Origin of the sequence: Chitinophaga sp. 30R24 (genome assembly GCF_049056765.1) — a bacterium.
GTDB lineage: Bacteria > Bacteroidota > Bacteroidia > Chitinophagales > Chitinophagaceae > Chitinophaga.
Map to the genome: position 1 here is coordinate 81362 of NZ_JBJGXX010000002.1, position 24632 is coordinate 105993.

Genomic DNA, 24632 nt, shown 5'->3' on the forward strand with positions numbered 1-24632 from the left:
CGGATGAATGATAGGAAATATTCTTTTTTTTATAAAAGTAGAATATTTTAATTAATTAATAATCAAATTAGTATAATATGTTTATTGAACCTTCTCTTGCAGGAGGACGGCGAGGCTGGATTGAGGTAATATGTGGTTCTATGTTTTCAGGAAAAACCGAAGAACTGATTCGCCGACTCAAAAGGGTGCACATTGCCAATTTAAAGGTAGAGATCTTTAAGCCCGCAGTAGATACCCGCTACGATGAAGGCAGTATTACATCCCACGATGAAAACAAGATAGTTTCCACCCCGATAGAAAATTCCCAGCAAATCTTGTTGCTGGCGCAGGAAGTAGATGTAGTGGGGATAGATGAGGCGCAGTTTTTTGATGATGAATTGCCCAATGTATGTGATCAACTGGCTTTGCAGGGGGTAAGAGTGATCATAGCCGGGCTGGATATGGATTATACGGGTAAGCCTTTCGGCCAGATGCCGTTTCTGCTGGCTAAGGCGGACTATATCACCAAATTGCACGCTATCTGTGTAAGATGTGGCAACATTGCGAATTACTCATTCCGCAAATCGGCGGCAAAAGAAACCTTGTTACTGGGTGAAAAAGACCTGTATGAGCCCAGGTGCCGGCATTGTTATTATGAAATTTTTTAACTTTTTGTAGCTAGCTGCTGAGTAGTAGTAGAGGCGGCAGCGTGCTGCTTTTTTACCTTAAAGGTAAATTTCTTTTGTGTAAGATAGCTGAAACATACTACCAGCGCGGTTGTGCATATTTTCCCTACAGTAGGGTACAAATGAAGCTGGTCTACAAAGATCTTCATCAGCAGATAGTTGAGCGTGATGCAGATAGCTACCAGTATGAAATAACGGAACAGCTGTGTGCGGCCCCGCAAATTGGATTCAGAGAAAACTACATATTTGCTAAGCAGGAACCCGGTAGGGAAAGTAACTGCCATCGACATAAATAAGGCGGCAATATGGGCGCTCATGTTAAAAAAGACGAGGTGCACCATTTGTTGGTGCAGCACAAAATTATAACATATAAAATACAGGAAAATATCCAGCACTGTGTTTCCCCCGCCACAAGCGAGATAACGAAAGGTTTGCCAGGGCATAATCCTGGAAAAGGGCTGATAAAAAAATTGCAGTACCTGTAAAATGACGTTACGTAGCATAATAGGGCGCAAATTTATACGTTTTCCTGTTTCTGGGAAACACTTTAACTAAAGTTAACAACTGATCCTGCCTATCTTAACATATTTCGCTTTTTCCAGGAGGAAGAAGATGGAATTGTACCGATAGCCGCTTCTTGTAAATTTAGATTGTTTTGCTGCCATACGTATGCAGCCAGCAAAGCAGCTACTTGATTAATGTCTGGCAAGTTTGTGTGCAATGAAGAAGGGGTGAAATATTTGTTGATAAAATTAGTATCGAAGTTTCCCTCAATAAAGGCTGGCTGTTGCAGGGCCCAATGGCCAAATGGGAGGGTGGTCTTGATCCCTTTTACCAGGTATTCTTCAATAGCGCGGATCAGCCGGTGACGTGCTTCTTCACGGGTGCTGCCCCAGGCAATGAGCTTGGATATCATTGGATCATAATAAATGGGTATATCCATTCCCTGTTCATAGCCGTCATCTACCCGTATGCCATACCCCTGCGGGCGGATGTAGGTTTCCAGCTTGCCGGTGTCGGGAAGGAAATTGTTGGCGGGATCTTCTGCACAGATACGCAGCTCAATGGCATGCCCGTTTATTTTCAAGTCTTCCTGGGAGAAAGAAAGTTGTTCGCCCCGGGCAATTTTTATCTGTTCCTTTACCAGGTCTAGTCCTGTGATCAGTTCTGTAACCGGATGTTCTACCTGTAGGCGGGTGTTCATTTCCAGGAAATAAAAGTTGAGCTGCTCATCTACCAGGAACTCTACTGTACCGGCCCCATAATAGTTACAGGCCCGGGCTACATCTACGGCGCATTTTCCCATGGCTTCCCGGATATCAGGGGTAATACAAGAAGACGGCGCTTCTTCGATCAGTTTCTGGTGCCGGCGTTGGATGGAGCATTCCCTTTCAAAGAGATATACACAGTGGCCGTGCTGGTCTCCCAATACTTGTATTTCTATGTGCTTGGGAGAAGATACATATTTTTCTATAAATACGGCGTCATCGCCAAAGGCGCTCAGGGCTTCACTTTTGGCCAAACGGATCTGTTCTTCCAGTTCATCCGGGGTATTTACTACCCGCATCCCTTTTCCTCCACCGCCGGCAGATGCTTTGATGAGGATAGGGAACCCGGTTTTCTTTACTACTTCATTTGCTTCTGCTATGCTGCGTAACGGTGTTTCCGTACCGGGTACCATGGGCACGCCAAATTTTTGTGCGGCCTGTTTGGCGGCCAGTTTGCTACCCATTATCTCAATGGCGGCAGCGGAAGGGCCAATAAATGTAATGCCGGCATCGGCAACCTGTTGTGCAAAACGGGCGTTTTCACTTAAAAAGCCATATCCAGGATGTATGCCGTTTACCCCCTTCTCTTTTGCTACGGCAATAATTTTTTCACCCAGCAGGTAAGACTGGGAAGATGGCGCCGGACCGATACAAACTGCCTCGTCGGCGTATTGTACAAAAGGCATTGTACGATCCGCTTCAGAGTATACCGCTACTGTTTTTATACCCATTTCACGTGCGGAACGCATAATGCGTAACGCAATTTCTCCGCGATTGGCAACCAGAATTTTATTCATCAACAGTCTTTTATAGAAAAATAGAAGGACTAAATATACTTATTTAATAAATACCGGATTGGCAGTTTTCAAAATGGTATCTTTGCGCCCTGAATCATGAAGCAAGATAATCCGATACAGCAAACCTGGACCCTTGTGAAAAAGGATCTTACCCTGGAATTACGCCAGCAATATGCCCTTTATGGAGTATTGCTCTACATTGTGTCTACCGTTTTTGTGATTAACCTGATGATGGGCCGCCCGGCTGATAAAATATGGAATGCCATGTTTTGGGTGATACAGTTGTTTGTGGTAGTAAATGCTGTAGCTAAAAGTTTTATGCAGGAAAGCCGCGGGCGAATGCTGTATTTCTATTCTTTGGTGCATCCCAGGTATTTTATTGTGGCCAAGCTGATTTATAATATCGTCCTGATGACTATTATGAGTCTGATCTCTTTGGTTTGCAGTGTTGTTTTCCTGGGAAATCCTATCGTCAATCCTTTGTATTTTTTGGGCATGGTGTTACTGGGGGGGACCAGTTTATCGCTGCTTTTTACCATGTTGGCGGCTATTGCAGCGCAAGCCAACCATAATGCCGCATTAATGGCTGTAATGGGCTTCCCGCTGATCATGCCCGTGCTGATGCTGCTTGCCAACCTCTCTTTATCCGCTTTTATTACTGTGTATCAGCCTGATCTTATCAAAACATTCCTGCTGCTGGCCGGGATGGATGTACTGGTAATTGCGTTGACGCTGATCCTTTTCCCATTTTTGTGGAAGGACTAATATTAGAAATATCAAATAAAATGCTCACTTCTGTAAAGGATATTTAATGGGCATTTACCCTTGTTGGATAAAGTTAAAATCCCTGAAAATCTTTGTGATTAGGTTTAAAACGTGTAGGTTTGCCCCCGGAATATAGCTGTTAAAAATGGCCAGATATTGGTGGAAAGCATTAGCGATACTGCTTCTTTTATATGTAATTATCGCCGGGTTCACTGTTAATATACCTATTATAGGGACCAATGGACAATCATCACGCGGACTGTTCTTTCATGTACCGATGTGGATATGCATGTACACAATGTTTACCATATCTATCGTCAACTCCTTGCTTTACTTGTCTAAATACAACCTGAAAAAAGACGTGATTGCCGGCAGCGCTGCTTCGGTAGGCGTTTTCTTTGGCATATTAGGATTTGCCACAGGGTCGCTTTGGGCTACTTATACCTGGGGAGGTACGCTTACAGATGATCCCAAACAGATATGCACCGCTATTGCGATCATGATCTATATGGCTTATCTCGTATTGCGCATGTCTATTCACGACCTGGACAAACGGGCACGCATATCCGCCGTTTTTAACGTTTTTGCATACGCATTACTGATACCGCTTACCTATATCATTCCCCGCATGGTGGAATCTTTGCATCCGGGAAGCGCTTCTACGCCAGGTTTTGCCTCAAAAGATACGGATGGTACCATGAAAATGGTATTGTATCCGGCTTTCATTGGCTGGACACTTTTAAGTGTATGGATATTCTCACTGGTGGTACGTTATAGGAAATTACAGCTTAAAAATATTTTTAGATGATCAACAAAGCGTTTTCATTTTGCCTGACCCTGGCCATGTTATTCATATCAGTGTTGGCAAATGCTCAACAGCAGGACACAGAGAAAGGACCTATCAACGAATTCTTTCGCAGTAACGACAAAATTTACGTGATAGTAGGAGTTTTAGTGATCATTTTTATTGGAATTGTGTTGTTCCTTATCAACCTCGACAGAAAAATCAGTAAGTTGGAAGAGAGGGAAAAACATTAGTCTTAATCCGGTTGCTAATAATTAGCTGCTGGAATTATTTTAATAGCATTAAAATCTAATCGTTATACCAAAACAATAATTTATGTCGCAAGATCAGCATTATAGCTTTTTCCAGAGCGTGGAAAAGAGCTTCGACAAAGCAGCTGTATTCACTAAATGGGACAAAGGTATCCTGGAGCAGATTAAAGCCTGCAACGCTGTATACCAGATTAAATTCCCGGTGAGGATAGGCGATACAGTACAGGTAATTGAAGCTTACCGCGTACAACATTCCCATCATAAATTGCCATGTAAAGGCGGTATCCGCTTCAGCGATGAAGTAAACCAGGATGAAGTAATGGCATTGGCTTCCCTGATGACGTATAAATGTGCCATTGTAAACGTTCCTTTCGGTGGTGCTAAAGGTGGTTTGAAAATTAACCCACGCAATTACACCCCCTTCCAACTGGAAGCGATTACACGCCGTTATACCGCGGAACTGGTAAGAAAAAACTTTATCGGCCCTGGTACAGACGTTCCTGCTCCTGATTATGGTACTGGTGAAAGAGAAATGAGCTGGATTCTGGATACCTATATGAGCTTACGTCCGGGAGAAATTGATGGATATGGTTGCGTTACCGGTAAACCCGTGTCCCAGGGCGGTGTGCGCGGTCGTACAGAAGCTACTGGCTTAGGCGTATTCTACGGTTTGCGCGAACTGTGCAACATCAAGGAAGATATGGACCGCTTAGGGCTCTCTACCGGTATTGAAGGTAAAAGAGTAATTGTACAGGGTATGGGTAACGTAGGTTACCATGCTGCCAAATACTTCCATGAAGCTGGTTCTAAAGTGATCTGCATCATCGAGTGGGATGGCGCCATCTATAACGAAAATGGCCTGAATCCTCACGAAGTACTGATGCACAAAAAAGCAACCGGCTCTATCATTAACTTCCCTGGTGCTACCAATCTTAACAAAAACACAGACGGGCTGGAACTGGATTGCGAAATCCTGATCCCTGCCGCTCTGGAAAATGTGATCGATAAAAACAACGCTCCTAATATCAAGGCTAAGATTATTGGAGAAGCCGCTAATGGCCCGTTAACGCCAGAAGCAGACGAAATTCTGAACCAAAAAGGAGTGATTGTGGTGCCGGATATGTTCCTGAATGCCGGCGGTGTAACCGTTTCTTATTTCGAATGGCTGAAAAACCTGAGCCATGTGCGTTATGGCCGTTTGGGCAAACGTTTCGATGAAAATATGAATATTCATATCCTTCAAACTATCGAAGAGCTCACTGGCAAAAAAGTATCCGACAAAGAAAGGAAATTCATCGCTCACGGTGCCGATGAGGTAGACCTGGTATACTCCGGATTGGAGGAAACCATGCACGCTGCTTTACATGAAGTACGTAATGAAATGATGGCTAATCCGCAGATCCATGATATGCGTACTGCCGCTTATGTGGTAGCTATCAATAAAGTAGGTGCTGCTTACGAACAACTGGGTATTTTCCCTTGATGATAGTTCGACCGCTTGTGGTCGGTTATTAATTAAAAAAGCGAAGGGTATATGATGCCCTTCGCTTTTTTAATGTCAGAAAAGCTGTTGCTAACTGTTATAGGGCGGAATTTCAGTCAAAAATCTCCACATTCTTTCCCCTGCTACATAATTCCCGCAGAAAGTATGGGTGCCATTGGTGATTACCAGGTAGGTAGCTGGGATTACCATATTATAACGGATCACTTGCTGCATGGTTTGTTCGGTAAGTGGTACGTTCATTTCTTTACATTCTACCAGCATCCAGGGTTGCATGTTCCGGTTATAGATCACAATGTCGAACCGTTTTTTCATTTCACCCAGGAATATTTCCTTTTCTATCCCGATCAGTGAAGCAGGATACCCCAATACCTTTACGAGGTAATTCAGAAAATTTTGTCTTACCCATTCTTCCGGAGTAAGTACCACATTTTTTTTACGGAAGCGGTCAAAGATCAGTTCTTTGTTGCCTTCGCGGGTAATTTTAAAATCGGGAGGCGGGAAGCTGATGGCGATCAATGCTATAGAAGTTTTGATGACAGCAGCGAAGATAGTTACAATAGTATAATATTGAGGTTAACAAACAAAACCTTATATTCGCTTGTCAAAAAGCTATGAAGACAAAAGAAGAAATTGTAGCTAATTGGCTGCCCCGTTATACAGGTGAGAAACTGGATAAGTTTGGTTCCCACATTCTCCTCACCAATTTCAGTAATTACGTAACTATGTTTGCCGAGTGGAACAACGTTGAGATCGTTGGTGCAGGCAGACCCATGCAATGTGCTACTGCCGGTGCTGTAACTATCATTAACTTCGGCATGGGAAGTCCTGGCGCCGCTACTGTAATGGACCTGTTATCTGCCGTTTCCCCTAAAGCAGTACTCTTCCTGGGAAAATGTGGTGGCCTTAAGAAGAAAAACAATATTGGTGACCTTATTTTACCGATTGCCGCTATACGTGGAGAAGGTACCAGTACCGACTATTTCCCGCCAGAAGTGCCTGCACTGCCTGCATTTGCTTTGCAGAAGGCTATTTCCACCACCATTCGCGATGCCGGGTTCGACTATTGGACGGGCACCTGTTACACCACCAACCGCCGGGTATGGGAGCATGATGCCGAGTTTAAACACTACCTGGAAAAAATCAGGGCGATGGCCGTAGATATGGAAACTGCCACCATTTTTTCTGTGGGTTTTTTTAACAAGATCCCCACTGGTGCGCTGTTGTTGGTATCCGATCAGCCTATGGTGCCGGAAGGCGTAAAAACAGAAGAAAGCGATAAGAAAGTGACTAACAAATATGTGGAACGTCATCTGAAAATAGGCATCGAATCACTCCAAAAACTGATAGAAAGCCACCAGACGGTGAAGCACCTGCGTTTTTAGAATTGTTGTACCTTCCAGGCATGCTTTCCACGAGGATAGAGATACAAGACCTGGAGGTTACTTTTCACCAGGGCGCTACTGCATTAAAAGCGGTTAATAATATTTCCCTTTCTATCGGAAAAGGGGAGATTATAGGTATCGTAGGAGAATCTGGTTCCGGTAAATCCGTAACCGCCCTCTCACTTATGCGGCTTATTACCCTGCCCGGTGTTATCTCTGGAGGCAGGATATTATATGAACTGGGCGATCATACTGCGGAAGACTTGCTACAGCTGTCTGATGATGAAATGCGCAGGCTCAGGGGCAATGAAATAGCCATGATTTTCCAGGAGCCTATGACCGCCTTAAATCCGCTGCGTACCTGTGGAGAGCAGGTAGCGGAAGCCGTTCGGCTACATACTCATGTAAGTCGCAGTATTGCAAAATCACGCGTTATTGCACTGTTCGAACAAGTAAAACTACCTGATCCGGAGGCGATCTTTGACCGTTATCCCCACGAGCTTTCCGGCGGCCAGAAGCAAAGAGTGATGATTGCAATGGCCATCTCCTGCCATCCTCGTCTCCTGATAGCCGATGAACCTACCACCGCCCTTGATGTTACCGTACAAAAAGCCATCCTGGAATTGTTGCAAGCGCTTCAACAGCAAATGGATATGAGCGTACTCTTCATTACTCATGATTTGGGAGTAGTAGCAGAAATCGCTAAAAAGATAGTGGTCATGTATAAGGGGAGTATTGTAGAAGAAGGCTTGGTGGAAGAAGTGTTCCGGTACCCGAAACATCCTTATACCAAAGGATTGCTGGCTTGCCGCCCTCCATTGGACAAGCGTTTGGAGAGGTTGCCAGTGATCAGTGACTTCATGGAAACGGATTCGTATGGGCACACACAGGAAAAGCCCGGCGCTATCCAGGATCTGATGCAGTCGTTAGTGATACCAGCAACAATATTGGAGCAGCGTCGGCAACAGCTGGCAATGGCCTTGCCCATCCTGGAAGTACATCAGTTGAAAACCTGGTTTCCGGTTAAAAAAAGTATTACGGGCAAAATATTAAAATGGGCGAAAGCAGTAGATGAGGTGAGTTTTCAGGTAAGGGCTGGGGAAACTGTGGGCCTGGTGGGCGAATCGGGCTGTGGCAAAACTACGTTGGGAAGATCTTTATTACGGTTAATAGAACCAACCTCGGGAACTATTGTTTATAAGGGGCAGGATATCAATCATCTGTCTGCCAAAAGGATGAGGATGTTGAGAAAGGATATGCAGCTGATTTTTCAGGACCCATATGCTTCTTTAAATCCCCGGCAAACAGTGGGAGCAGCTATTTTGGAGCCTATGCAGGTGCATGGGTTGTATGGTAATGAGCGGTTGCAACGGGAAAAAGTATTAGCGCTGTTGGAAAAGGTGAATCTGCATCCTTCATATGTTAACAGGTATCCGCATGAGTTCTCCGGTGGGCAGCGGCAACGCATTGTAATTGCCCGGGCGCTGGCAGTGGAGCCCTCGTTTATTATTTGCGATGAATCTGTAGCGGCATTGGATGTGAGTATACAGGCGCAGATCCTGAACCTATTGATCCGTTTACGGGAAGAAATGAGTTTTAGTTGCATTTTTATTTCACATGATCTATCGGTAGTGCGTTTTATCAGCGACCGGATACTGGTAATGCAAAAGGGAAAAATTGTAGAAGAGGGGGCGGCAGACGACGTATATCATCATCCCCGGAATAGTTACACCCAAGAGCTGATTGCTGCTATTCCTAAAGGGGTTTAATATATAATCATTTGATTACTATAACTTTCATATCATTTTTGGGTGGTATGAATAATAATTAATAACTTTGCACCTCTAAAAATTTATTCATACCGTAATATGAAACTATCACAGTTTAAATTCGATCTCCCTTTAAATCTGATCGCGCAGCACCCAACCAAGACAAGAGATGAATCACGTTTAATGGTGGTAAATCGCAATACTGGAAAAATTGAACACAAAGTATTTAAGGATATCCTAGGTTATTTTAATGACAAGGATGTAATGATTGTGAACAATACCAAGGTATTTCCTGCCAGGTTGTATGGCCGTAAAGAGAAAACAGGAGCAAAAATTGAAGTATTCCTGTTGCGTGAGCTGAACAAGCAAAACCGTTTGTGGGATGTAATTGTTGACCCGGCCCGTAAGATCCGTGTAGGCAACAAATTGTATTTCGGCGATGATGAAACGCTGGTAGCAGAAGTAATTGATAACACTACTTCCAGAGGCCGTACGATCCGTTTCTTATTTGAAGGCAATGATGATGAGTTCAAACAAGTGCTCGATCAACTGGGTGAAACGCCACTGCCTAAATATATTAAGCGTAAGCCGGAAGATGAAGATAAAGAGCGTTATCAGACCGTGTATGCTAAGTACGAAGGTGCTGTAGCAGCACCTACTGCTGGTTTGCACTTTAGCCGTGAGTTGATCAAACGCTTGGAGATTAAAGGTGTTAAGTTTGCAGAAGTAACGCTGCATACCGGTTTAGGTACTTTCCGCCCTATTGAGGTAGAAGACCTGAGCAAGCACAAAATGGATGCAGAATATTTCCATATTGAAGAGCATGCGGTGAAAGTGGTGAACAAAGCCAAAGAAGAAAACCGTAAGATCTGCGCTATTGGTACTACTTCTGTACGTGCGGTAGAGTCTTCTGTAACAGCGCAAAATCACCTGAAAGCAGCAGAAGGATGGACAAACATGTTTATTCATCCGCCTTATGATTTTGCTATTCCAAATGCGCTGGTAACTAACTTCCACCTGCCTAAAACCAGTTTGTTGATCATGACCTGCGCTTTTGCCGGATATGATCTGATCATGGAAGCTTATCAGCAAGCCATCAAAGAAAAATACCGTTTCTTCAGCTATGGCGATGCTATGCTGATCATCTGATTTGTTCAGGGATTTTTTGATTTTCACCTACAGGAAACCAGTTCTGGAGTATTATTGCTTCCGGAGTTAGTTACCGATGGGAAAACCAGGAAATCCCTGGATTTTTTTATATGGAATACAAGAAAGTTGCCATCATCGTTGCAGGCGGTTCCGGTACCCGGATGCAAAGCGCTGTTCCCAAGCAGTTCCTGGAACTGAATGGGAAACCTGTATTATATCATACCATTGCAGCATTTGCGGCAGCATTTCCAGATATGGAGATTGTGTTGGTATTGCCGGAAGCCCATTTCACTTTTGCTAATGCCTTATCCCAGCAATTTACCAATCCTCCGGCACTCACCTTGGTGAAGGGTGGCGAAACGCGCTTCCATTCTGTAAAGAACGGATTGCAACAGGTAAAAGCGCCTGCTGTAGTATTTATACATGATGGCGTACGTCCATTGGTATCAACGGCGTTGATCCGTTCCTGTTATGAAGCTGCATTGGCCCATGGCAGTGCTATTCCGGTGATAGACATGAAAGACAGTATCCGCGAGGTATCCGTTGCAGGCAATGTAGCTGTCAACCGCGAACGTTTTAGGATCATACAAACTCCGCAAACCTTTCTTTCTGACCTGATCTTACCCGCTTTTGAGCTTCCCTATGACCCCTTGTTTACCGATGAAGCTACCGTAGTGGAGCGTTTGGGGCACGCCGTGCACTTATTGGCCGGAGAAGAAGCAAACATCAAGATCACCAAACCGCTGGACTTAACTATTGCAGCAGCCTTGCTGAAAGAACAACAGCGATGATAAGTACTATCTCCGTTTAAAGCCTGCAGATATAGCTTTGGCCGTGTCTGAAAAGAAACGTCTGCCCGGTAAGGGTATCGCAGTTGGTGAAATGCGAGGCGTCCACAAATATATTTCCCTGGATATTTATTGACTTGAACCGGATGGGTTGCGCTGTTAACGAACCAGCGGAGGCATTGGCTGTTCAGTGCTTTCCCACTACATAGATACGGTAGTGGACGGAAGGGGCTTTGAAGAAGAGAAGCCGCTGTCAGCCTATGTTTATGAGCAACTGCTGACAGCGGTTTTGATTACAGTTAAGTACCACTATTTGGCGGCAACAACTGTTTCGGTGAGTCCTTTATTAATTTTCTGCAGGATTTGGTGTGCTACGTCCATGGCCTGTAAACCATCAATAGCATTTACCGCCACTGGTTTATTTTGCAGAATGCTGTCGCGGAACAGTTCCAGTTCCATACGGATGGCATTGGATTGTTTGATCTGCGGATTATCAATAGCGATGGTTTTTTTGCCACTATTGGTGGCAATATCCAGTGTAAATAAGCCTTCGTCTTCCGGTGTTTTCAGTTTAATGATTTCTGTTTTTTTATCCAGGAAATCGATACCGATGTATGCGTCCTTTTGGAAAAGGCGCATTTTGCGCATTTTTTTCAGGGAGATACGGCTGGAAGTAAGGTTGGCGACGCAGCCATTGTGGAATTCGATACGTACGTTGGCAATGTCTGGGGTATCGCTCATAACGGCTACCCCGCTGGCAGAGATACGGCTGATGGTTGAATTTACAATGCTTAGTACAATATCAATATCATGGATCATCAGGTCGAGGATTACGCTTACATCGGTGCCACGGGGATTAAATTCCGCCAGTCTGTGTACTTCAATGAACATCGGCTTGAGATCTGCTCCTTTCAATGCCAGGAAGGCCGGATTAAAGCGTTCCACATGCCCTACCTGGAATTTGATATTGGCTTCTTCTACCAGTTTTACCAGGGTTTTGGCTTCGTCCATGGTGTTCGTCATGGGTTTTTCCACAAATATGTGCTTCCCGTTACGGATGGCCAATTCACATAATTTGAAGTGAAGTGTGGTAGGAGCCACAATGTCGATCGCATCTACTGCCTGTATCAATTCTTCCGCTGAAGTAAAGCGTGGAATATTGTATTGTTCGGAGATACTGGCAGCATTGGTATCGCTGGGATCATAGAAGCCTGCTACTTCTACATCTTTCATGGTGGCCAGTTGGGAGAGGTGTATCTTACCTAAATGTCCTACGCCGAAGAGTCCTATTTTGAGCATATAGAATATGAATAAATATGTGCGAAAGTAAACACAAATTGTTATATGGTTATTTTGTTAGCTGGTTTATTTATTTAGGTGGCTATAGGTAAGCCCTGTAATAGAAAAACCGGCATAAAATTAAAGAATAACCATTTATTACAAGCGGTATGGCAGGTCCGTATATACAGATGGTTTTATACCAAGACTCCTTCTTCTGCCAGGCTATAATATCCGGTTTCAGACACAATGATGTGGTCTAGCATTTCTATTTCAAATAGGTTACCCAGTTCTTTTATTTTCCTGGTAATACGGATATCTGCCTGACTTGGGCGCAAACTACCGGAAGGGTGGTTATGGCACAATAGCAGTTTGGTGGCATTGGCATCCAGGGCCTCGCGGAAAATGATTCTGGGATCTACAATAGTGGCTGTTATGCCTCCGCTGCTGATACAACGGTAACGAAGTACCTTATTGGCATGGTTAAGGTACATGGCATAAAAGGTTTCGTGGCATTGGTCTGCCAGTAATGGTTTGAAGAATAGGGCGGCATCGGCGCCGCTGCTGATCACCGTTTTTTTGTGAATGGAGCCGGCTTGTCTTCTGCGGGCCAATTCCATGGCGGCCAGGATGGTGACAGCTTTGGCTGTACCCATACCCCGTAAGGCTTTTAGTTGTTTTACGTTTATTTTCCCCAGTTCGGAAAGATTATAGTCTACCAACCGGAGTATTTCTTTAGCCAGTTCCAGGGCCGATTTACTTTTGTGGCCGGTGTGCAGCAAAATGGCCAACAGTTCTGCGTCACTTAAAGCGGCAGATCCGGTATTGATCAGTTTTTCCCTGGGTTTTTCATTTTCGGGCCATCGGCGTATGGCCAGGTGAGGAGCCGGGTTCAGGTTAACAAACATGACAAATTTCCATTTATCCAAATATACTTCTTCCCTCCTGATTTTTTATCTTCCCCATCCCATTTTCTCTTCTTTTTCTCCCCAATCCTCATAAAATCGTTACCTTGGGTATAGATCGTTATGGGAATTTTTCGGGCTAAATTATTATTCTGAATTATATGATTCTGTATGATTTATAATTGTTGAATTATATATATATTAAGTCTGTGTGAAAATAATTCAGGCTGGTACTCCCAAAAATCATAGTTTTGCAACCTCTTTTCCACTAGTATCTAGTATGCAACCTTCAGTAAAAATTTTCACAGGCAACAGTAATCCGGCATTGGCCGAGAAAATTGCCAAGAAATATGGCAAGGGTCTTAATGGCGGTCTTGGCAAAGTAAGAATCCAGAAATTCAGTGACGGTGAGATTCAGCCCGTTTTCCTGGAAAGTATCCGTGGCGACTATGTTTTTCTGATTCAGGGCACCAGTGCGCCTTCCGATAACCTGTTGGAACTGCTGCTGATGATTGATGCAGCCAAACGTGCTTCTGCTGGCTATATCACTGCAGTAATCCCTTATTTCGGATATGCACGCCAGGATAGGAAAGATAAGCCTCGTGTGGCCATCGGTTCTAAACTGGTAGCCAACCTGCTCACTTCAGCGGGGGCTAACAGGGTGATAACCATGGATTTACATGCTCCTCAGATACAGGGCTTCTTCGATATTCCAGTAGATCATCTGGATAGTTCCGCGATTTTTATTCCTTATATCGAGAATTTAAAGCTGGAAAATCTTACCTTTGCGTCCCCTGACGTAGGTAGCACCAATAGGGTGCGTGAAGTAGCGTCTTACTTTAATGCAGAAATGGTAATTTGCGATAAACATCGTAAGCGTGCCAATGAAATAGCATCCATGGTAGTAATAGGGGATGTAACTAACAGGGATATTGTGCTCATAGATGATATCTGCGATACAGCAGGCACGCTTTCCAAAGCCGCCAACCTCTTAAAGGAGAAAGGCGCCCGGAGTGTACGCGCTTTCTGTACGCATCCGGTATTCAGCGGTAATGCGTATGAAAATATCGAAAAGTCGGTGCTGGAAGAAATGGTGGTATGCGATACTATACCCATTAAACAAGGCATGAGCTCCAAGATCAAGGTGATTTCCGTAGCCGAGCTTTTTGCGGTAGCTATCCGTAATATGCACGAAAACAAGTCTATCACCAGCCTGTTTATCCACAGCCACCGCAGGGGAGATTGATCTCGTATTTTTTAATCATCAATATAAATTGTCTAAACAATGAAAACAATAACCATCGAAGGACAACTCAGGAGCGAATTCGGCAAAAAAGCCACCCGCCAGATCCGTTCTGAGGAACAAGTGCCTTGCGTTATTTACGGGGGTGCAGAAACTGTTAATTTTTCAGCTCCTGCAAAAGCATTTAAAAACCTCGTATACACTTCCGATTTCCAGATCGCTGAAGTTAAAGTGGGCGCTAGTGTTTACAGATGCGTACTGAAAGATTTACAGTTCGACGTAGTAACAGATGAACTGGCTCACATCGATTTCATGGAGCTGGTAGAAGATAAACCAGTAGCAGTTACCCTGCCTATTAAACTGGTAGGCCAGTCTGTAGGTGTTAAAGCCGGCGGTAAACTGGTAAGCAAACTGAAAGCGCTGAAAGTAAAAGCATTACCTAAGCACCTGGTTGAAAACATCGAAGTAAATATCGAAAACCTGGAACTGAACGGTAACATCCGTGTAGAAGACGTGAAAGTTGATGGTATTGAAATCACCAACTCTCCGCGTATTCCTATCGCTTCTGTGGTAATGACTCGTCAGCTGCGTCAGGAAGAAGCAACTGCTGAAAAAGATGCTAAAAAGAAATAATCTTTTAGAAATATTTTTCCAAAAAGCCTCTCTACTTTTAGAGGGGCTTTTTATTTTTGGGCATTTTCCGGAAATACATCCTTTAATAAACATGCTTGCAAATAGCAACTATACACCTTCTCCGGAAATCCGAAATTTATCAGTATGAAATACTTAATAGCAGGATTAGGCAATATCGGCGATGAATATAAGCATACCCGCCATAACATCGGGTTTGATGTGGTAGATGCTTTTGTTGCCCGGCATAAGGCCACTTTTCATAACGACCGCCTCGCAGACGTGGCAGAAGTGAAATGGAAAGGAAAAACATTTATCGTAATTAAACCTACCACTTATATGAACCTGAGTGGCAGGGCTATCAAATACTGGTTGGATAAAGAAAAGATCCCGGTAGAAAATCTGCTCGTGATCCTGGACGACCTGGCGCTCCCCCTCGATGTAATACGGTTACGCCCCGGCGGCAGCGACGCCGGACATAACGGGCTGAAAAGTATCCAGGAATCCATTGCCACCAATCAGTACCCCCGGTTGCGCTTTGGAGTGGGAAATGATTACCCTAAAGGCCGGCAGGTAGAATTTGTACTTAGTAAGTGGAAAAATGCCGAAATGCCTGTTGTGCAGGAAAAAATCGATAAAAGCACTGAGATTATTGAAAGTTTTGCAACTACCGGTATTGCCCGCACTATGAATGAGTGTAACAAGTTAACTTTCCCTGCAGTAAAGTAACTTTATACCACCAACGTATCTGTTTTTTTTATCTTTAAAAACAAACGCATTATGAAAATTATTTGCGTAGGCAGGAACTATGCCGACCATGCCAAAGAGTTGAAGAATGAAGTGCCTACCGAACCGGTATTATTCATGAAACCTAAGAATGCACTGTTGCAAAATGGCCACCCATTCTATTATCCTGAGTTTACCAGTAATTTGCATTACGAATGTGAGCTCGTACTGAGAGTCAGTAAAAACGGTAAGCATATACAAGAGAAATTTGCAGATAAATACTACGATCACATTTCCGTTGGCATCGACTTTACCGCCCGTGATTTGCAGGATAAACAGAAAGCCAAAGGCCTGCCTTGGGAAATTGCCAAAGCATTTGATAACTCCGCAGTGGTAGGTAATTTTATTCCTATTACCCCGGAAATGGATAAACAGGATATTAACTTCTGCCTCTATAAAAATAAAGTGCTAACACAGGCAGGTAATACCAAAGATCTGCTGTTTTCTTTCGATTACCTGGTATCTTATATCTCCCGCTTCTTTACCCTTAATATAGGCGACCTTATTTTTACTGGTACGCCAGCTGGTGTAGGCCCTACAGAAATAGGCGACAATTTTGAAGCATTTATTGAAGACGACAGCCTTCTTGAGTTTGCTGTGAAATAAGTGGCTAGCTGTTGGCTGCTAATCCATGCTACGTATAGGTCGTTTCCTTGCCCTGGTTTCCAGTAAAATATCCGTAAAGCTTGCTGGCTGCTATATTACTTCCGGCAGCCAGCCAATTTTATTACATTATAAGGCCCCGTGCTAATAGCTTACGGTATATTGGCATAAATTGTATCAAGTATCCTTGTTAATTCTGCATAATCTGTTTCTGTGAGCGTTTTCCAGCCTATTTTACGCATATCGTATACCAACGATTTCACATCCTTATATTTATCCACACCTGTAGGGGTGAGCTGTAAATAAACTTTCCGGCGGTCTTGTACGTCGGCTTCCCTTTTCACCAATCCTTTTTTTACCAATAACTCTATGATACGGGAAATGGTAGTAATATCCTTGGAGGTATTACGCGCCAATTCGTTATGGGTGGTTTTTTTGTGTTTGTACAAGTTCTCTATTAGCAGCCATTGATCTACTGTGATGTCCTTCTGTTGGGCATCAAACGTTTTTTGCCAATAGTTGCGTAATTTTTTGAGCGTAGCATCCAACTTAAAAAAAGAGGGATTACTGACGAAAGTATCAGGCATATTAATTAATTTGCATTAGCAACTGTTGCTATGGCAACTATTGTTTTTTAATCACCATCATCACCAAAACAGTCTTACCGTGTTTAAAGATAGCACAAGCGTTTCAACTTTAAAAACGCCTGCCTCCAATCAGGGAGCTGATAGCGGCGAATTGGCGGAATTATTAACCGCCTGGCGCCTGATGTGTGAAGCCGGCAATATGGCCGCCATTTATGAAGCTAACCGAAGCATTTGCAAATATGTACATTCTACCTCCCGGGGGCATGAAGCCATACAAATTGCTACCGGCCTGCAGCTGCGGCCATGGGACTACGTAAGCCCTTATTATCGTGATGACAGTATGTTACTGGCGATGGGTTTTACTCCCTACGAACTGATGTTACAACTATTAGCCAAGGCAAACGACCCCTTCTCGGGAGGAAGGTCCTATTACAGCCACCCTAACAGCCGGCGGCCAGACAAACCGCAGATTCCCCATCAGAGCAGTGCTACTGGAATGCAGGTGATACCTTCCACGGGTATGGCTCAGGGTATTCAATACTTAGAAGAAATACATTCCCACCTCCTGAAAACAGGCCCGGATGGAGAACTCCCCATTGTACTATGTTCCCTGGGAGATGGCAGCGTAACAGAAGGGGAAGTAAGTGAGGCCTTGCAGTTTGCTGTACTGAAACAGCTGCCCATCATATACCTGATACAAGACAATGATTGGGGTATCTCGGCTACTGCGGCGGAAGTACGTACCATGGATGCTTATGAATATGCAGCCGGCTTTAAAGGATTGGAGCGCATGCGGGTAGATGGCAGCGATTTTACAGCCAGCTACACTGCTATGGAAACGGCTATCCATTATGTACGCCAGGAGCGAAAGCCTATATTGGTGCAGGCAAAAGTACCATTATTAGGACACCATACTTCTGGTGTGCGTAAAGAATGGTACCGGAGCGCGGAAGACTTGGAAAAACATGCTGTCAATGATCCTGTTCCTAAATTGCATGCACTGCTCCTGAAACAAGGCATCGCTGCAGTTACCCTGGAGCAGATAGCGGAAACAGCGGCTATGGATATACGAACTGCTTTCGATAATGCGGTAAAGGCCCCCGAGCCCTTGCCTGAAACCGTAACAGACCATGTATTTGCCCCTACACCGGTTACTATGGAAAGCGGTCACCGCACTAATGGCAACACAACTAAAGTAGTAATGGTGGATGCAGCCCTGCATGCCGTAGAGGAAATTATGCAGCAATATCCGGAAGCCATCTTGTTCGGACAAGATGTAGGACGCCGGCTAGGCGGAGTTTTCCGGGAAGCGGCTACCCTGGGCGAAAAATTTGGCCCGCATCGCGTGTATAACACGGCTATACAGGAGGCCTATATTATAGGCGCTACAGCTGGTCTGTCGGCTATCGGGGTGAAGCCTATCGTGGAAATACAATTTGCAGATTATATCTATCCCGGCTTTAACCAGTTGGTAACCGAAATATCTAAGTCTTGTTACCTGACTAAGGGTAAGTATCCTGTGCAAACCCTTATTCGGGTGCCTGCCGGCGCTTATGGCGGCGGCGGTCCATACCATTCCGGTAGTATAGAATCTACGCTGTTAACTATTAAGGGAATTAAAGTGGTATACCCTTCCAATGCAGCCGATATGAAAGGCTTAATGAAGGCTGCTTTCCTGGACCCCAATCCGGTGGTGATGTTGGAACATAAAGGATTATACTGGAGCAAAGTTCCGGGTACCCTGGAAGCTATGATGCCGGAACCTGCGGCAGACTATATATTACCCTTGGGAAAAGCCGCGGTAGTGCAACAGGCACACCCGAAGGATACTGCCGGCGGAAATACCCTTTGTGTGATTACGTACGGTATGGGCGTTTACTGGGCTAAAGCGGCAGCTAAAGCATTCCCCGGACAAATAGCTATTGTAGACTTACGCACTTTATATCCACTTGACGAAGTCCTGGTGTATGACATGGTAAGTAGGCATGGCAAATGCCTGGTGCTAACAGAAGAACAATTGAACAACTCATTTGCCCAGGCGCTGGTTGGCCGTATTCAACAGTCCTGTTTCCGTTTTCTGGATGCCCCTGTACGTGCATTTGGTGCATTAGACTTGCCTGCCGTACCGTTGAACACCAACCTGGAAGCAGAGATGTTGCCCACATCGGCCAAAGTAGAAGCGGTCATCCGTGAATTGTTGGCTTGGTAATTACAGTTCCCCCATTCCAAGAGGAGATTTCTGAAAGACAACAGCTTATTATTTATCTCCCAGGGTAAAAACAACACAGGGTGTAATCTTTGTTAAGACACACCCTGTTGTTGTATAACTAAAACATCACCGTTCGTTTTCACATAGTCCTGTTGCCGCTTACTATAATAGGACTACAAAGTTTATCATTCATAACCTTTATTCTGTACCAGATTTGGATTGATAGAGGTTTGTTTGAATGGAATAGGGAACAGTTTGTATTTGTCTGAAGAAGGTTGGTGATCCCACCAGGTGCCGGTGGTAAATTTACCAAAGCGGATGAGGTCTGTACGGCGTTTGCCTTCAAAGATAAACTCACGGCCTCTTTCTGCCAGTAATTCATCCATGGTAAGGCTGGTGGTAGTATAAGCTTCCGTAGTCCAATCTTCCGCGCGGAAAGCACGCTTCTTACAGGTATTGATCAGGTCTACCGCTTCCTGGGTAGCTACGTTACCATTTTTGCGCATCAGCGCTTCAGCTTTGTTGAAATAGATTTCTGTGAGACGGTATAACACGAAGTCGTTGCCCCAATAGTTTGGATCATCTAATTTGCCAGGTACATATTTGGCAAAACGTGCGCCGCTGTTTTCTTCTCCACGGGTCATGCCACCAGGGCCGGTTTCTCCTTCAGAATTTCTGCGGATTTCTTTTACGAATACCAATGGTTTACCATTGTATTCTTCTGTGCCCAATACCACGCTATCGGCTTCATTGGCCCGCAGTGCCGGATCTTTTTTCTGTGGTCCTAAGAGCATCCAGTTCTGTTTACGCAGGTCGTTGTCTTTGAAAGCGTCGTAGGCAGTAGGAATTACTACTATACCATTGTTGCCATCGCGGTCTGCGTTGTAGATCTGGCGTTGGCGGTAATGCCAGAAGTCACCTTCCCAACCGAAGCGGAAATTGCCGCTTCTAAAATCATAAGCAATCTGGAACAGGTCTTCTGGTGAAGTACTGTTGGTATTGGCAAAGGCACGGAAAATATCCGGTTCCAGGGCGGGAATAGCGCCATTTAACGAACCGCCGTCGCCAGCGATGATTTTGTCGCAATAGCTAATGCAATCGTCCCAACGGGGAGTGCCGGTCCATTCTTGTGCATTCAGGTAAAGTTCAACTAGCATGGCGTAGGCGCCTGCTCTGCTGACACGGCCTACCAGTTCAGGCGACAATTTTGGCAATTGTTCTACATTATCTTTGATCTCTTTCTCTATAAACTCAAATACTTCTTTTCTGGGTTTGGTGGCAGGTAATGTAGGTACGCCCACTTCTGTTACAATAGGAATATTACCGTAAAGGTCCATCAGCTTCAGGTAATGCCAGGCCCGCAGCACTTTGGTTTCAGCAATGATGCTGGTTTTATCGGCTTCGGTCATGCCTATTTTAGCAAAATCCAGGGTGCTAAGGTCTTTGATCGTATTGTTACAGAAGCCCATGCCCCAGAACATAAGGCGCCAGGGGTTCCAGGCGTTGTCGTCGTTGGCAATCCAGGTGTGGTTGTGCAGCCGTATCCAGTTACCACCATCGTAGCCGTGGCGGCCTTTCTGCGGCCATGCCAGCTGGTCGGCCGACAGTTCCTGAAGGCGCCAGTAGCCCACTTGTCCGGTAGGAGCCGCCCACGCATTGGCATGGGTAAATGGGCGAAGTACAGCTGCCAGTACTTCTTGTTTATTATGGTAGAAATTATCTGCGGTAATTTCGCTATATGGTTTTTCATTGAGCTTGGTGCAGGCGCTCAAACTGAGAGCCAGCAAGGCTGCACTGATATATACTTTATTCTTTTTCATGCGTGTCTGTTTTACTGCTTTTAAAATCCAATGTTCAGACCTATGGTGTAAGATCTTGTACGTGGGTAAAATCCTCTGCCGTCAATACCGGAATCCAGGGCGGTGTCCTGCAGTTCAGGGTCCAGGCCACTGTATTTGGTGATGGTGGCAATGTTACGGCCGCTCGCATATACGCGCAGATTGCGGATATACTTGGTGTTCAGCTTGAAATTATAGCCCAGTGTGATATTATCCAGTTTTACGAAATCACCTTTTTCCAGGTAGTAATCAGAAAACTGGGGATCATCGTTCAGTTGTGCGTTTTTGCCGATCGCAGAAGTCAGCATATTATTAGGCGACCATTTTTTATTGCCAAAGTACAGGTCTTGCAGGTTAAGGATCTTGAAGCCGAATTTTCCGCGGAAAAACAAGGTGAGATCCAGGTTTTTATAACGGAAAGTATTGCTCCAGGATGCCATGTATTTAGGGATACCATTGCCCAATACGGTTTTATCGTTGTCGTTGATATCGGTGGTAGTAACTTTGGAGCCATCTTTTTTATAGAACAGCCATTTACCGTTGTCATTAAAACCGGCAAACCGGTATCCGTAGAAGGTGCCCAGCGGACCACCTTCCACTACGCGGATAGCAGAGCCTAAGTTACCAGGTGAAGGAAGACTGCCGAAGTATTTTTCTGTAGACTTAAAGAATGCATTAGAGAAAGACACCATTTTATTCCGTTGTGAGCTGAAGGAAAGATCACTGTTCCATACGAAATCTTTGGTTTTTACTGGGATAGTGTTGATCATGATCTCTACGCCATTATTGGAGATAGTACCTACGTTGGCGAAGATGTTATCCACAATATTGGAAGGCAGGGGAGCAGAATAGCCGAACAACAGGTCTACAGTTTTACGGCTGTATATATCCAGAGAGCCACCCAGTCTGCCTTTCAGCAGGGAGATATCCAACCCGGCGTTGAGTTCTTTTTTCTTTTCCCATCTCAGGTCTAGGTTAGGGTTTTTATTAGGACCATAAGTCTGTATCCATTTGCCATACTGGAGGTAAGCGCCACCTGTTCCCAGGGTGATGAGAGACTGATAGTTAGGGATACCTTGGTTACCGGTAACACCATAACCTGCACGCAGTTTCAGGTTATTGATCACAGCGATGTTCTGCATGAAAGGTTCGTTAGAGATCACCCATCCTGCGGATAGTGCCGGGAAATTACCCCATTTGTAATTGGCGCCGAAACGGGAAGAACCTTCATGGCGGAGGATAGCCTGCAGCATGTATTTTTGGCGGTAGTTGTAGTTTAACCTGCCGAAGAAAGCAATCAGGGTATTGTCTACTTTATTGCTGCTTTGTGATGGACGAGGCAGTTTCGGGTCGTTAATAGCATTACCTGCGCCGATGTTCCAGTCCTGGAAAGCATCGGTGAGGAAGCCGTTATTGTCCATACTATAGGTTTCCTGTGTGCTGTATTGGTAGCTGTAGCCGCCCATGATGTTGAAGGTATGGTCTTCATTCAGCCGTTTAGTATAGTCTGCTGTAGCTTCAAAGGTCCTGTCTTGTGCGGAGCGGTTGCCTTTGTAGGCATAGCCACCGCCAAGGTAGTTCTGAACAGAACTGCGGGAATCTTTACTGCGATACTGACGGTCGTTCCACTCGTCGCGTACAATGGCCCCGAAAGCGGAAACTTTCAGGTCACGTATAGGCTCTAACGTTACACGGGCGTCACCAGAATAGGTTTTTTGATCCCGTTCACTCAATTCCTGGCGTAAACGGGCCAGGGGATTGTAGTTGTTGAAGCCGTTGGTTTCAATATATTTACCATTTTGATCAAAAATGGGAGCAGTAGGGTTACGTTGCACAGATTGTTCAAAGTCGCCGCTAGCGCCGCCATTCATATTGGCTTTATTAAAGTTGGTGGCCAGATTCAATTGCAGGGAGAGTTTTCCTTGCAAGCCTGTTTGGTTTACGTTTAACCTGCCACCGTATTGTTTACGGCCGTTTTCGATAGCAATACCATTTGCATCGTTGTAGTAAAGGGAAGCCCGGTAGTTGCTGTTGGGAGAGCCGCCGGAGGCTGCGAAGTTATGGTATTGGCTAAGGTTTTCTTTATTAAGCAGCAGGTCATACATATCAATGTCTGCACCCTGGTTGTTGGAGGCGCCGGCAATTTTTACGTATTCGGCAGCACTGAGCACACTAGGTCTTTTAGCTACCGCTTCCCGCTGTAGGTAAGTGGAATAGGTATATTGTGGCTCGCCGGCTTTTCCTTTTTTGGTGGTGATGAGGATCACACCGTTGTTACCACGGGTACCATAAATAGCGGCAGCAGAACCATCTTTCAATACATCGAAAGTGGCGATATCATCTTGTTGCAATAGGTCGAGGTTACCGCCAGGAATACCGTCTATCACGATCAGCGGGTTCATATCACCGGAAATGGAGCTAATGCCCCTGATCTGGATAGATGCGCTACTGTTAGGGTTGTTACCCTGTGTTCTGGTAACAGAAAGGCCAGGTACTTTACCCTGAATAAGGTCCATAGGCGATCTGGAACCACCTTGGTTAAAATTTTCTGCTTTAACGGTGGCTACAGCGGTAGTGATTTCATTTCTTTTTTGCGTACCGTAACCTACTACCACTACGTCTTGCAATGATTTGATAACAGCAGTGAGTTTAACTTGCGCAACAGCTGTGGCGGAAACTTCCTGTTGCTGGTATCCCATAAGGCTGAATACTAATATGGCATTGTCTGGTGCTTGCAGACTGAAGGAACCATCCGCTTTGGTAAGAGTGCCTACTTTGGAATTTTTTACCTGAATGGCAACGCCTGGGAGGCCGGTGTTGTCGTTGGCATCCGTTACTCTGCCGGATACCGTTTTACCTTGTGAGAAGGCGAACATTGAGAGGAGCAACAGCACTGTACTGGCAATACAGGTCCGCGCCCAAACGGTGGATCGTTTGTGCATATACTTTTTTTTGATTTGGTTAATAAGGGCCAGCTTTTTTGCTATTGCAAAACCGATTTAGCAATAAAAAAATAGGCCGATGTTTTTATCAGTCGGGTACAGTTTAATGAATTAAGAAAATTGTAAGAAGGGTATCCGATTATCTTTCAGATACCGGTATTCCTGGCATAAGCAATATTCACATGATGATTAACAGTACAGTTTATTTGTTGTACATCATACGATCTAACAATAAATAACAAGTTTTCCTCTAAGGCTATGCCCTGAAATTATAAGATTTTATGTTGTTTTTTCATTCATACGCGGCTTGTAATACAACGATTTCTCAATGATCGGTAAAGTCATTAAAAAATCGATTTAGCAAATTGGTTTAAAAAAAGATTCGTGGAACCTTTTATAGTAAAATCGGGTTTTATTACTACAACACTTTTATCTCTACGCAGATTAAAAGTAATACTTATTTACATT

22 protein-coding genes are annotated in these 24632 nt (G+C 44.6%); 14 read left to right on the forward strand and 8 right to left on the reverse strand.

All coding sequences use genetic code 11. The annotated features are described in order from the left end of the window. Nucleotides 1–77: 77 nt before the first annotated feature. Nucleotides 78–647 (forward strand): thymidine kinase, encoded by a 570-nt coding sequence (locus ACDQ55_RS06775; RefSeq protein WP_420980519.1) that lies wholly within the window; start codon nt 78–80, stop codon nt 645–647. On the opposite strand, the gene ACDQ55_RS06780 is transcribed toward ACDQ55_RS06775, so the two are convergent. Both ACDQ55_RS06780 and accC read right to left on the reverse strand, forming a co-directional pair. After that, nucleotides 644–1168 (reverse strand): GtrA family protein, encoded by a 525-nt coding sequence (locus tag ACDQ55_RS06780; protein ID WP_420980520.1) that lies wholly within the window; start codon nt 1166–1168, stop codon nt 644–646. The two genes, ACDQ55_RS06775 and ACDQ55_RS06780, sit on opposite strands and share 4 nt — an antisense overlap. Nucleotides 1169–1239: 71 nt before the next feature. Next, nucleotides 1240–2730 carry an acetyl-CoA carboxylase biotin carboxylase subunit gene (gene accC, locus ACDQ55_RS06785; protein WP_420980521.1) on the reverse strand — a complete coding sequence of 497 codons (1491 nt, stop codon included), beginning with the start codon at nt 2728–2730 and terminating at the stop codon, nt 1240–1242. 96 nt (nt 2731–2826) lie between these two features. Here accC and ACDQ55_RS06790 point away from each other — a divergent pair, with 96 nt between their 5' ends. From ACDQ55_RS06790 to ACDQ55_RS06805, 4 genes are all read left to right on the forward strand, one after another. After that, nucleotides 2827–3495 carry a heme exporter protein CcmB gene (locus ACDQ55_RS06790; protein ID WP_420980522.1) on the forward strand — a complete coding sequence of 223 codons (669 nt, stop codon included), beginning with the start codon at nt 2827–2829 and terminating at the stop codon, nt 3493–3495. 145 nt (nt 3496–3640) lie between these two features. Beyond that, nucleotides 3641–4303: a cytochrome c biogenesis protein CcsA gene (ccsA, locus tag ACDQ55_RS06795; RefSeq protein WP_420980523.1), complete on the forward strand. Its 663-nt coding sequence runs from the start codon at nt 3641–3643 to the stop codon at nt 4301–4303. Next, entirely contained in the window at nt 4300–4533 is a 234-nt protein-coding gene (locus ACDQ55_RS06800; protein WP_420980524.1) for a CcmD family protein, read from the forward strand. Before ccsA ends, ACDQ55_RS06800 begins: the two co-directional genes overlap by 4 nt. 82 nt (nt 4534–4615) lie before the next feature. Next, the gene (locus ACDQ55_RS06805; RefSeq protein WP_420980526.1) at nt 4616–6034 is read left to right on the forward strand and encodes a Glu/Leu/Phe/Val family dehydrogenase; all 1419 of its coding nucleotides are present in this window, start codon (nt 4616–4618) and stop codon (nt 6032–6034) included. Between the two features lie 90 nt (nt 6035–6124). Here ACDQ55_RS06805 and ACDQ55_RS06810 read toward each other — a convergent pair whose 3' ends face one another. After that, nucleotides 6125–6571, reverse strand: a complete 447-nt coding sequence (locus tag ACDQ55_RS06810) for a type I restriction enzyme HsdR N-terminal domain-containing protein (protein ID WP_420980527.1) — start codon at nt 6569–6571, stop codon at nt 6125–6127. A gap of 95 nt (nt 6572–6666) precedes the next feature. Here ACDQ55_RS06810 and ACDQ55_RS06815 point away from each other — a divergent pair, with 95 nt between their 5' ends. From ACDQ55_RS06815 to ACDQ55_RS06830, 4 genes are all read left to right on the forward strand, one after another. Further along, nucleotides 6667–7437, forward strand: coding sequence for an AMP nucleosidase (locus tag ACDQ55_RS06815; protein WP_420980528.1), 771 nt, complete (start codon nt 6667–6669; stop codon nt 7435–7437). 20 nt (nt 7438–7457) lie between these two features. Beyond that, entirely contained in the window at nt 7458–9206 is a 1749-nt protein-coding gene (locus ACDQ55_RS06820) for an ABC transporter ATP-binding protein (protein WP_420980529.1), read from the forward strand. A gap of 99 nt (nt 9207–9305) precedes the next feature. Beyond that, nucleotides 9306–10355: a tRNA preQ1(34) S-adenosylmethionine ribosyltransferase-isomerase QueA gene (gene queA, locus ACDQ55_RS06825; RefSeq protein ID WP_420980530.1), complete on the forward strand. Its 1050-nt coding sequence runs from the start codon at nt 9306–9308 to the stop codon at nt 10353–10355. A gap of 110 nt (nt 10356–10465) precedes the next feature. Beyond that, nucleotides 10466–11146, forward strand: a complete 681-nt coding sequence (locus ACDQ55_RS06830) for a 2-C-methyl-D-erythritol 4-phosphate cytidylyltransferase (protein WP_420980531.1) — start codon at nt 10466–10468, stop codon at nt 11144–11146. 306 nt (nt 11147–11452) lie between these two features. Here ACDQ55_RS06830 and ACDQ55_RS06835 read toward each other — a convergent pair whose 3' ends face one another. Together ACDQ55_RS06835 and radC are read right to left on the reverse strand one after the other, a co-directional pair. Further along, entirely contained in the window at nt 11453–12442 is a 990-nt protein-coding gene (locus tag ACDQ55_RS06835) for a Gfo/Idh/MocA family protein (RefSeq protein ID WP_420980532.1), read from the reverse strand. Nucleotides 12443–12618: 176 nt separating this feature from the next. After that, a complete protein-coding gene (gene radC, locus ACDQ55_RS06840) occupies nt 12619–13329 on the reverse strand; it encodes a RadC family protein (protein WP_420980533.1) in 711 nt (236 codons plus the stop codon). 277 nt (nt 13330–13606) lie between these two features. Between radC and ACDQ55_RS06845 the strand changes: the two genes are divergently transcribed. The 4 genes from ACDQ55_RS06845 (at nt 13607) to ACDQ55_RS06860 (ending at nt 16591) form a co-directional block, all read left to right on the forward strand. Then, complete coding sequence (locus tag ACDQ55_RS06845) at nt 13607–14572, forward strand: ribose-phosphate pyrophosphokinase (RefSeq protein ID WP_420980534.1); 966 nt, start codon at nt 13607–13609, stop codon at nt 14570–14572. A gap of 39 nt (nt 14573–14611) precedes the next feature. Next, on the forward strand, nt 14612–15202 hold the full coding sequence (locus ACDQ55_RS06850) for a 50S ribosomal protein L25 (protein WP_420980535.1): 591 nt from the start codon (nt 14612–14614) through the stop codon (nt 15200–15202). Between the two features lie 144 nt (nt 15203–15346). Further along, nucleotides 15347–15928, forward strand: a complete 582-nt coding sequence (gene pth / locus ACDQ55_RS06855) for an aminoacyl-tRNA hydrolase (RefSeq protein ID WP_420980536.1) — start codon at nt 15347–15349, stop codon at nt 15926–15928. 51 nt (nt 15929–15979) lie between these two features. Next, entirely contained in the window at nt 15980–16591 is a 612-nt protein-coding gene (locus tag ACDQ55_RS06860; protein WP_420980538.1) for a fumarylacetoacetate hydrolase family protein, read from the forward strand. Between the two features lie 149 nt (nt 16592–16740). On the opposite strand, the gene ACDQ55_RS06865 is transcribed toward ACDQ55_RS06860, so the two are convergent. Then, on the reverse strand, nt 16741–17175 hold the full coding sequence (locus ACDQ55_RS06865) for a MarR family winged helix-turn-helix transcriptional regulator (RefSeq protein ID WP_420980539.1): 435 nt from the start codon (nt 17173–17175) through the stop codon (nt 16741–16743). 79 nt (nt 17176–17254) lie between these two features. Between ACDQ55_RS06865 and ACDQ55_RS06870 the strand changes: the two genes are divergently transcribed. Then, nucleotides 17255–19384: an alpha-ketoacid dehydrogenase subunit alpha/beta gene (locus tag ACDQ55_RS06870; RefSeq protein ID WP_420980541.1), complete on the forward strand. Its 2130-nt coding sequence runs from the start codon at nt 17255–17257 to the stop codon at nt 19382–19384. A 185-nt stretch (nt 19385–19569) separates the two neighbouring features. Here the strand turns inward: ACDQ55_RS06870 and ACDQ55_RS06875 are convergent, their stop codons facing one another. Both ACDQ55_RS06875 and ACDQ55_RS06880 read right to left on the reverse strand, forming a co-directional pair. Beyond that, nucleotides 19570–21204, reverse strand: a complete 1635-nt coding sequence (locus tag ACDQ55_RS06875) for a RagB/SusD family nutrient uptake outer membrane protein (RefSeq protein WP_420980543.1) — start codon at nt 21202–21204, stop codon at nt 19570–19572. 20 nt (nt 21205–21224) lie between these two features. Continuing rightward, nucleotides 21225–24164 carry a SusC/RagA family TonB-linked outer membrane protein gene (locus ACDQ55_RS06880; RefSeq protein ID WP_420980545.1) on the reverse strand — a complete coding sequence of 980 codons (2940 nt, stop codon included), beginning with the start codon at nt 24162–24164 and terminating at the stop codon, nt 21225–21227. Nucleotides 24165–24632 lie beyond the last annotated feature (468 nt).

Excerpts from the sequence above, each read along its gene's own strand:
- ACDQ55_RS06815 (WP_420980528.1), top strand. The coding sequence starts at position 6,667 with ATGAAGACAAAAGAAGAAATTGTAGCTAATTGGCTGCCCCGTTATACA.
- accC (WP_420980521.1), bottom strand. The coding sequence starts at position 2,730 with ATGAATAAAATTCTGGTTGCCAATCGCGGAGAAATTGCGTTACGCATT.
- ACDQ55_RS06780 (WP_420980520.1), bottom strand. The coding sequence starts at position 1,168 with ATGCTACGTAACGTCATTTTACAGGTACTGCAATTTTTTTATCAGCCC.
- ACDQ55_RS06845 (WP_420980534.1), top strand. The coding sequence starts at position 13,607 with ATGCAACCTTCAGTAAAAATTTTCACAGGCAACAGTAATCCGGCATTG.
- ACDQ55_RS06805 (WP_420980526.1), top strand. The coding sequence starts at position 4,616 with ATGTCGCAAGATCAGCATTATAGCTTTTTCCAGAGCGTGGAAAAGAGC.
- ACDQ55_RS06800 (WP_420980524.1), top strand. The coding sequence starts at position 4,300 with ATGATCAACAAAGCGTTTTCATTTTGCCTGACCCTGGCCATGTTATTC.
- ACDQ55_RS06820 (WP_420980529.1), top strand. The coding sequence starts at position 7,458 with ATGCTTTCCACGAGGATAGAGATACAAGACCTGGAGGTTACTTTTCAC.
- queA (WP_420980530.1), top strand. The coding sequence starts at position 9,306 with ATGAAACTATCACAGTTTAAATTCGATCTCCCTTTAAATCTGATCGCG.
- ACDQ55_RS06875 (WP_420980543.1), bottom strand. The coding sequence starts at position 21,204 with ATGAAAAAGAATAAAGTATATATCAGTGCAGCCTTGCTGGCTCTCAGT.
- ACDQ55_RS06775 (WP_420980519.1), top strand. The coding sequence starts at position 78 with ATGTTTATTGAACCTTCTCTTGCAGGAGGACGGCGAGGCTGGATTGAG.
- ccsA (WP_420980523.1), top strand. The coding sequence starts at position 3,641 with ATGGCCAGATATTGGTGGAAAGCATTAGCGATACTGCTTCTTTTATAT.
- ACDQ55_RS06835 (WP_420980532.1), bottom strand. The coding sequence starts at position 12,442 with ATGCTCAAAATAGGACTCTTCGGCGTAGGACATTTAGGTAAGATACAC.
- ACDQ55_RS06850 (WP_420980535.1), top strand. The coding sequence starts at position 14,612 with ATGAAAACAATAACCATCGAAGGACAACTCAGGAGCGAATTCGGCAAA.
- ACDQ55_RS06880 (WP_420980545.1), bottom strand. The coding sequence starts at position 24,164 with ATGCACAAACGATCCACCGTTTGGGCGCGGACCTGTATTGCCAGTACA.
- ACDQ55_RS06865 (WP_420980539.1), bottom strand. The coding sequence starts at position 17,175 with ATGCCTGATACTTTCGTCAGTAATCCCTCTTTTTTTAAGTTGGATGCT.
- ACDQ55_RS06830 (WP_420980531.1), top strand. The coding sequence starts at position 10,466 with ATGGAATACAAGAAAGTTGCCATCATCGTTGCAGGCGGTTCCGGTACC.
- ACDQ55_RS06860 (WP_420980538.1), top strand. The coding sequence starts at position 15,980 with ATGAAAATTATTTGCGTAGGCAGGAACTATGCCGACCATGCCAAAGAG.
- pth (WP_420980536.1), top strand. The coding sequence starts at position 15,347 with ATGAAATACTTAATAGCAGGATTAGGCAATATCGGCGATGAATATAAG.
- ACDQ55_RS06790 (WP_420980522.1), top strand. The coding sequence starts at position 2,827 with ATGAAGCAAGATAATCCGATACAGCAAACCTGGACCCTTGTGAAAAAG.
- radC (WP_420980533.1), bottom strand. The coding sequence starts at position 13,329 with ATGTTTGTTAACCTGAACCCGGCTCCTCACCTGGCCATACGCCGATGG.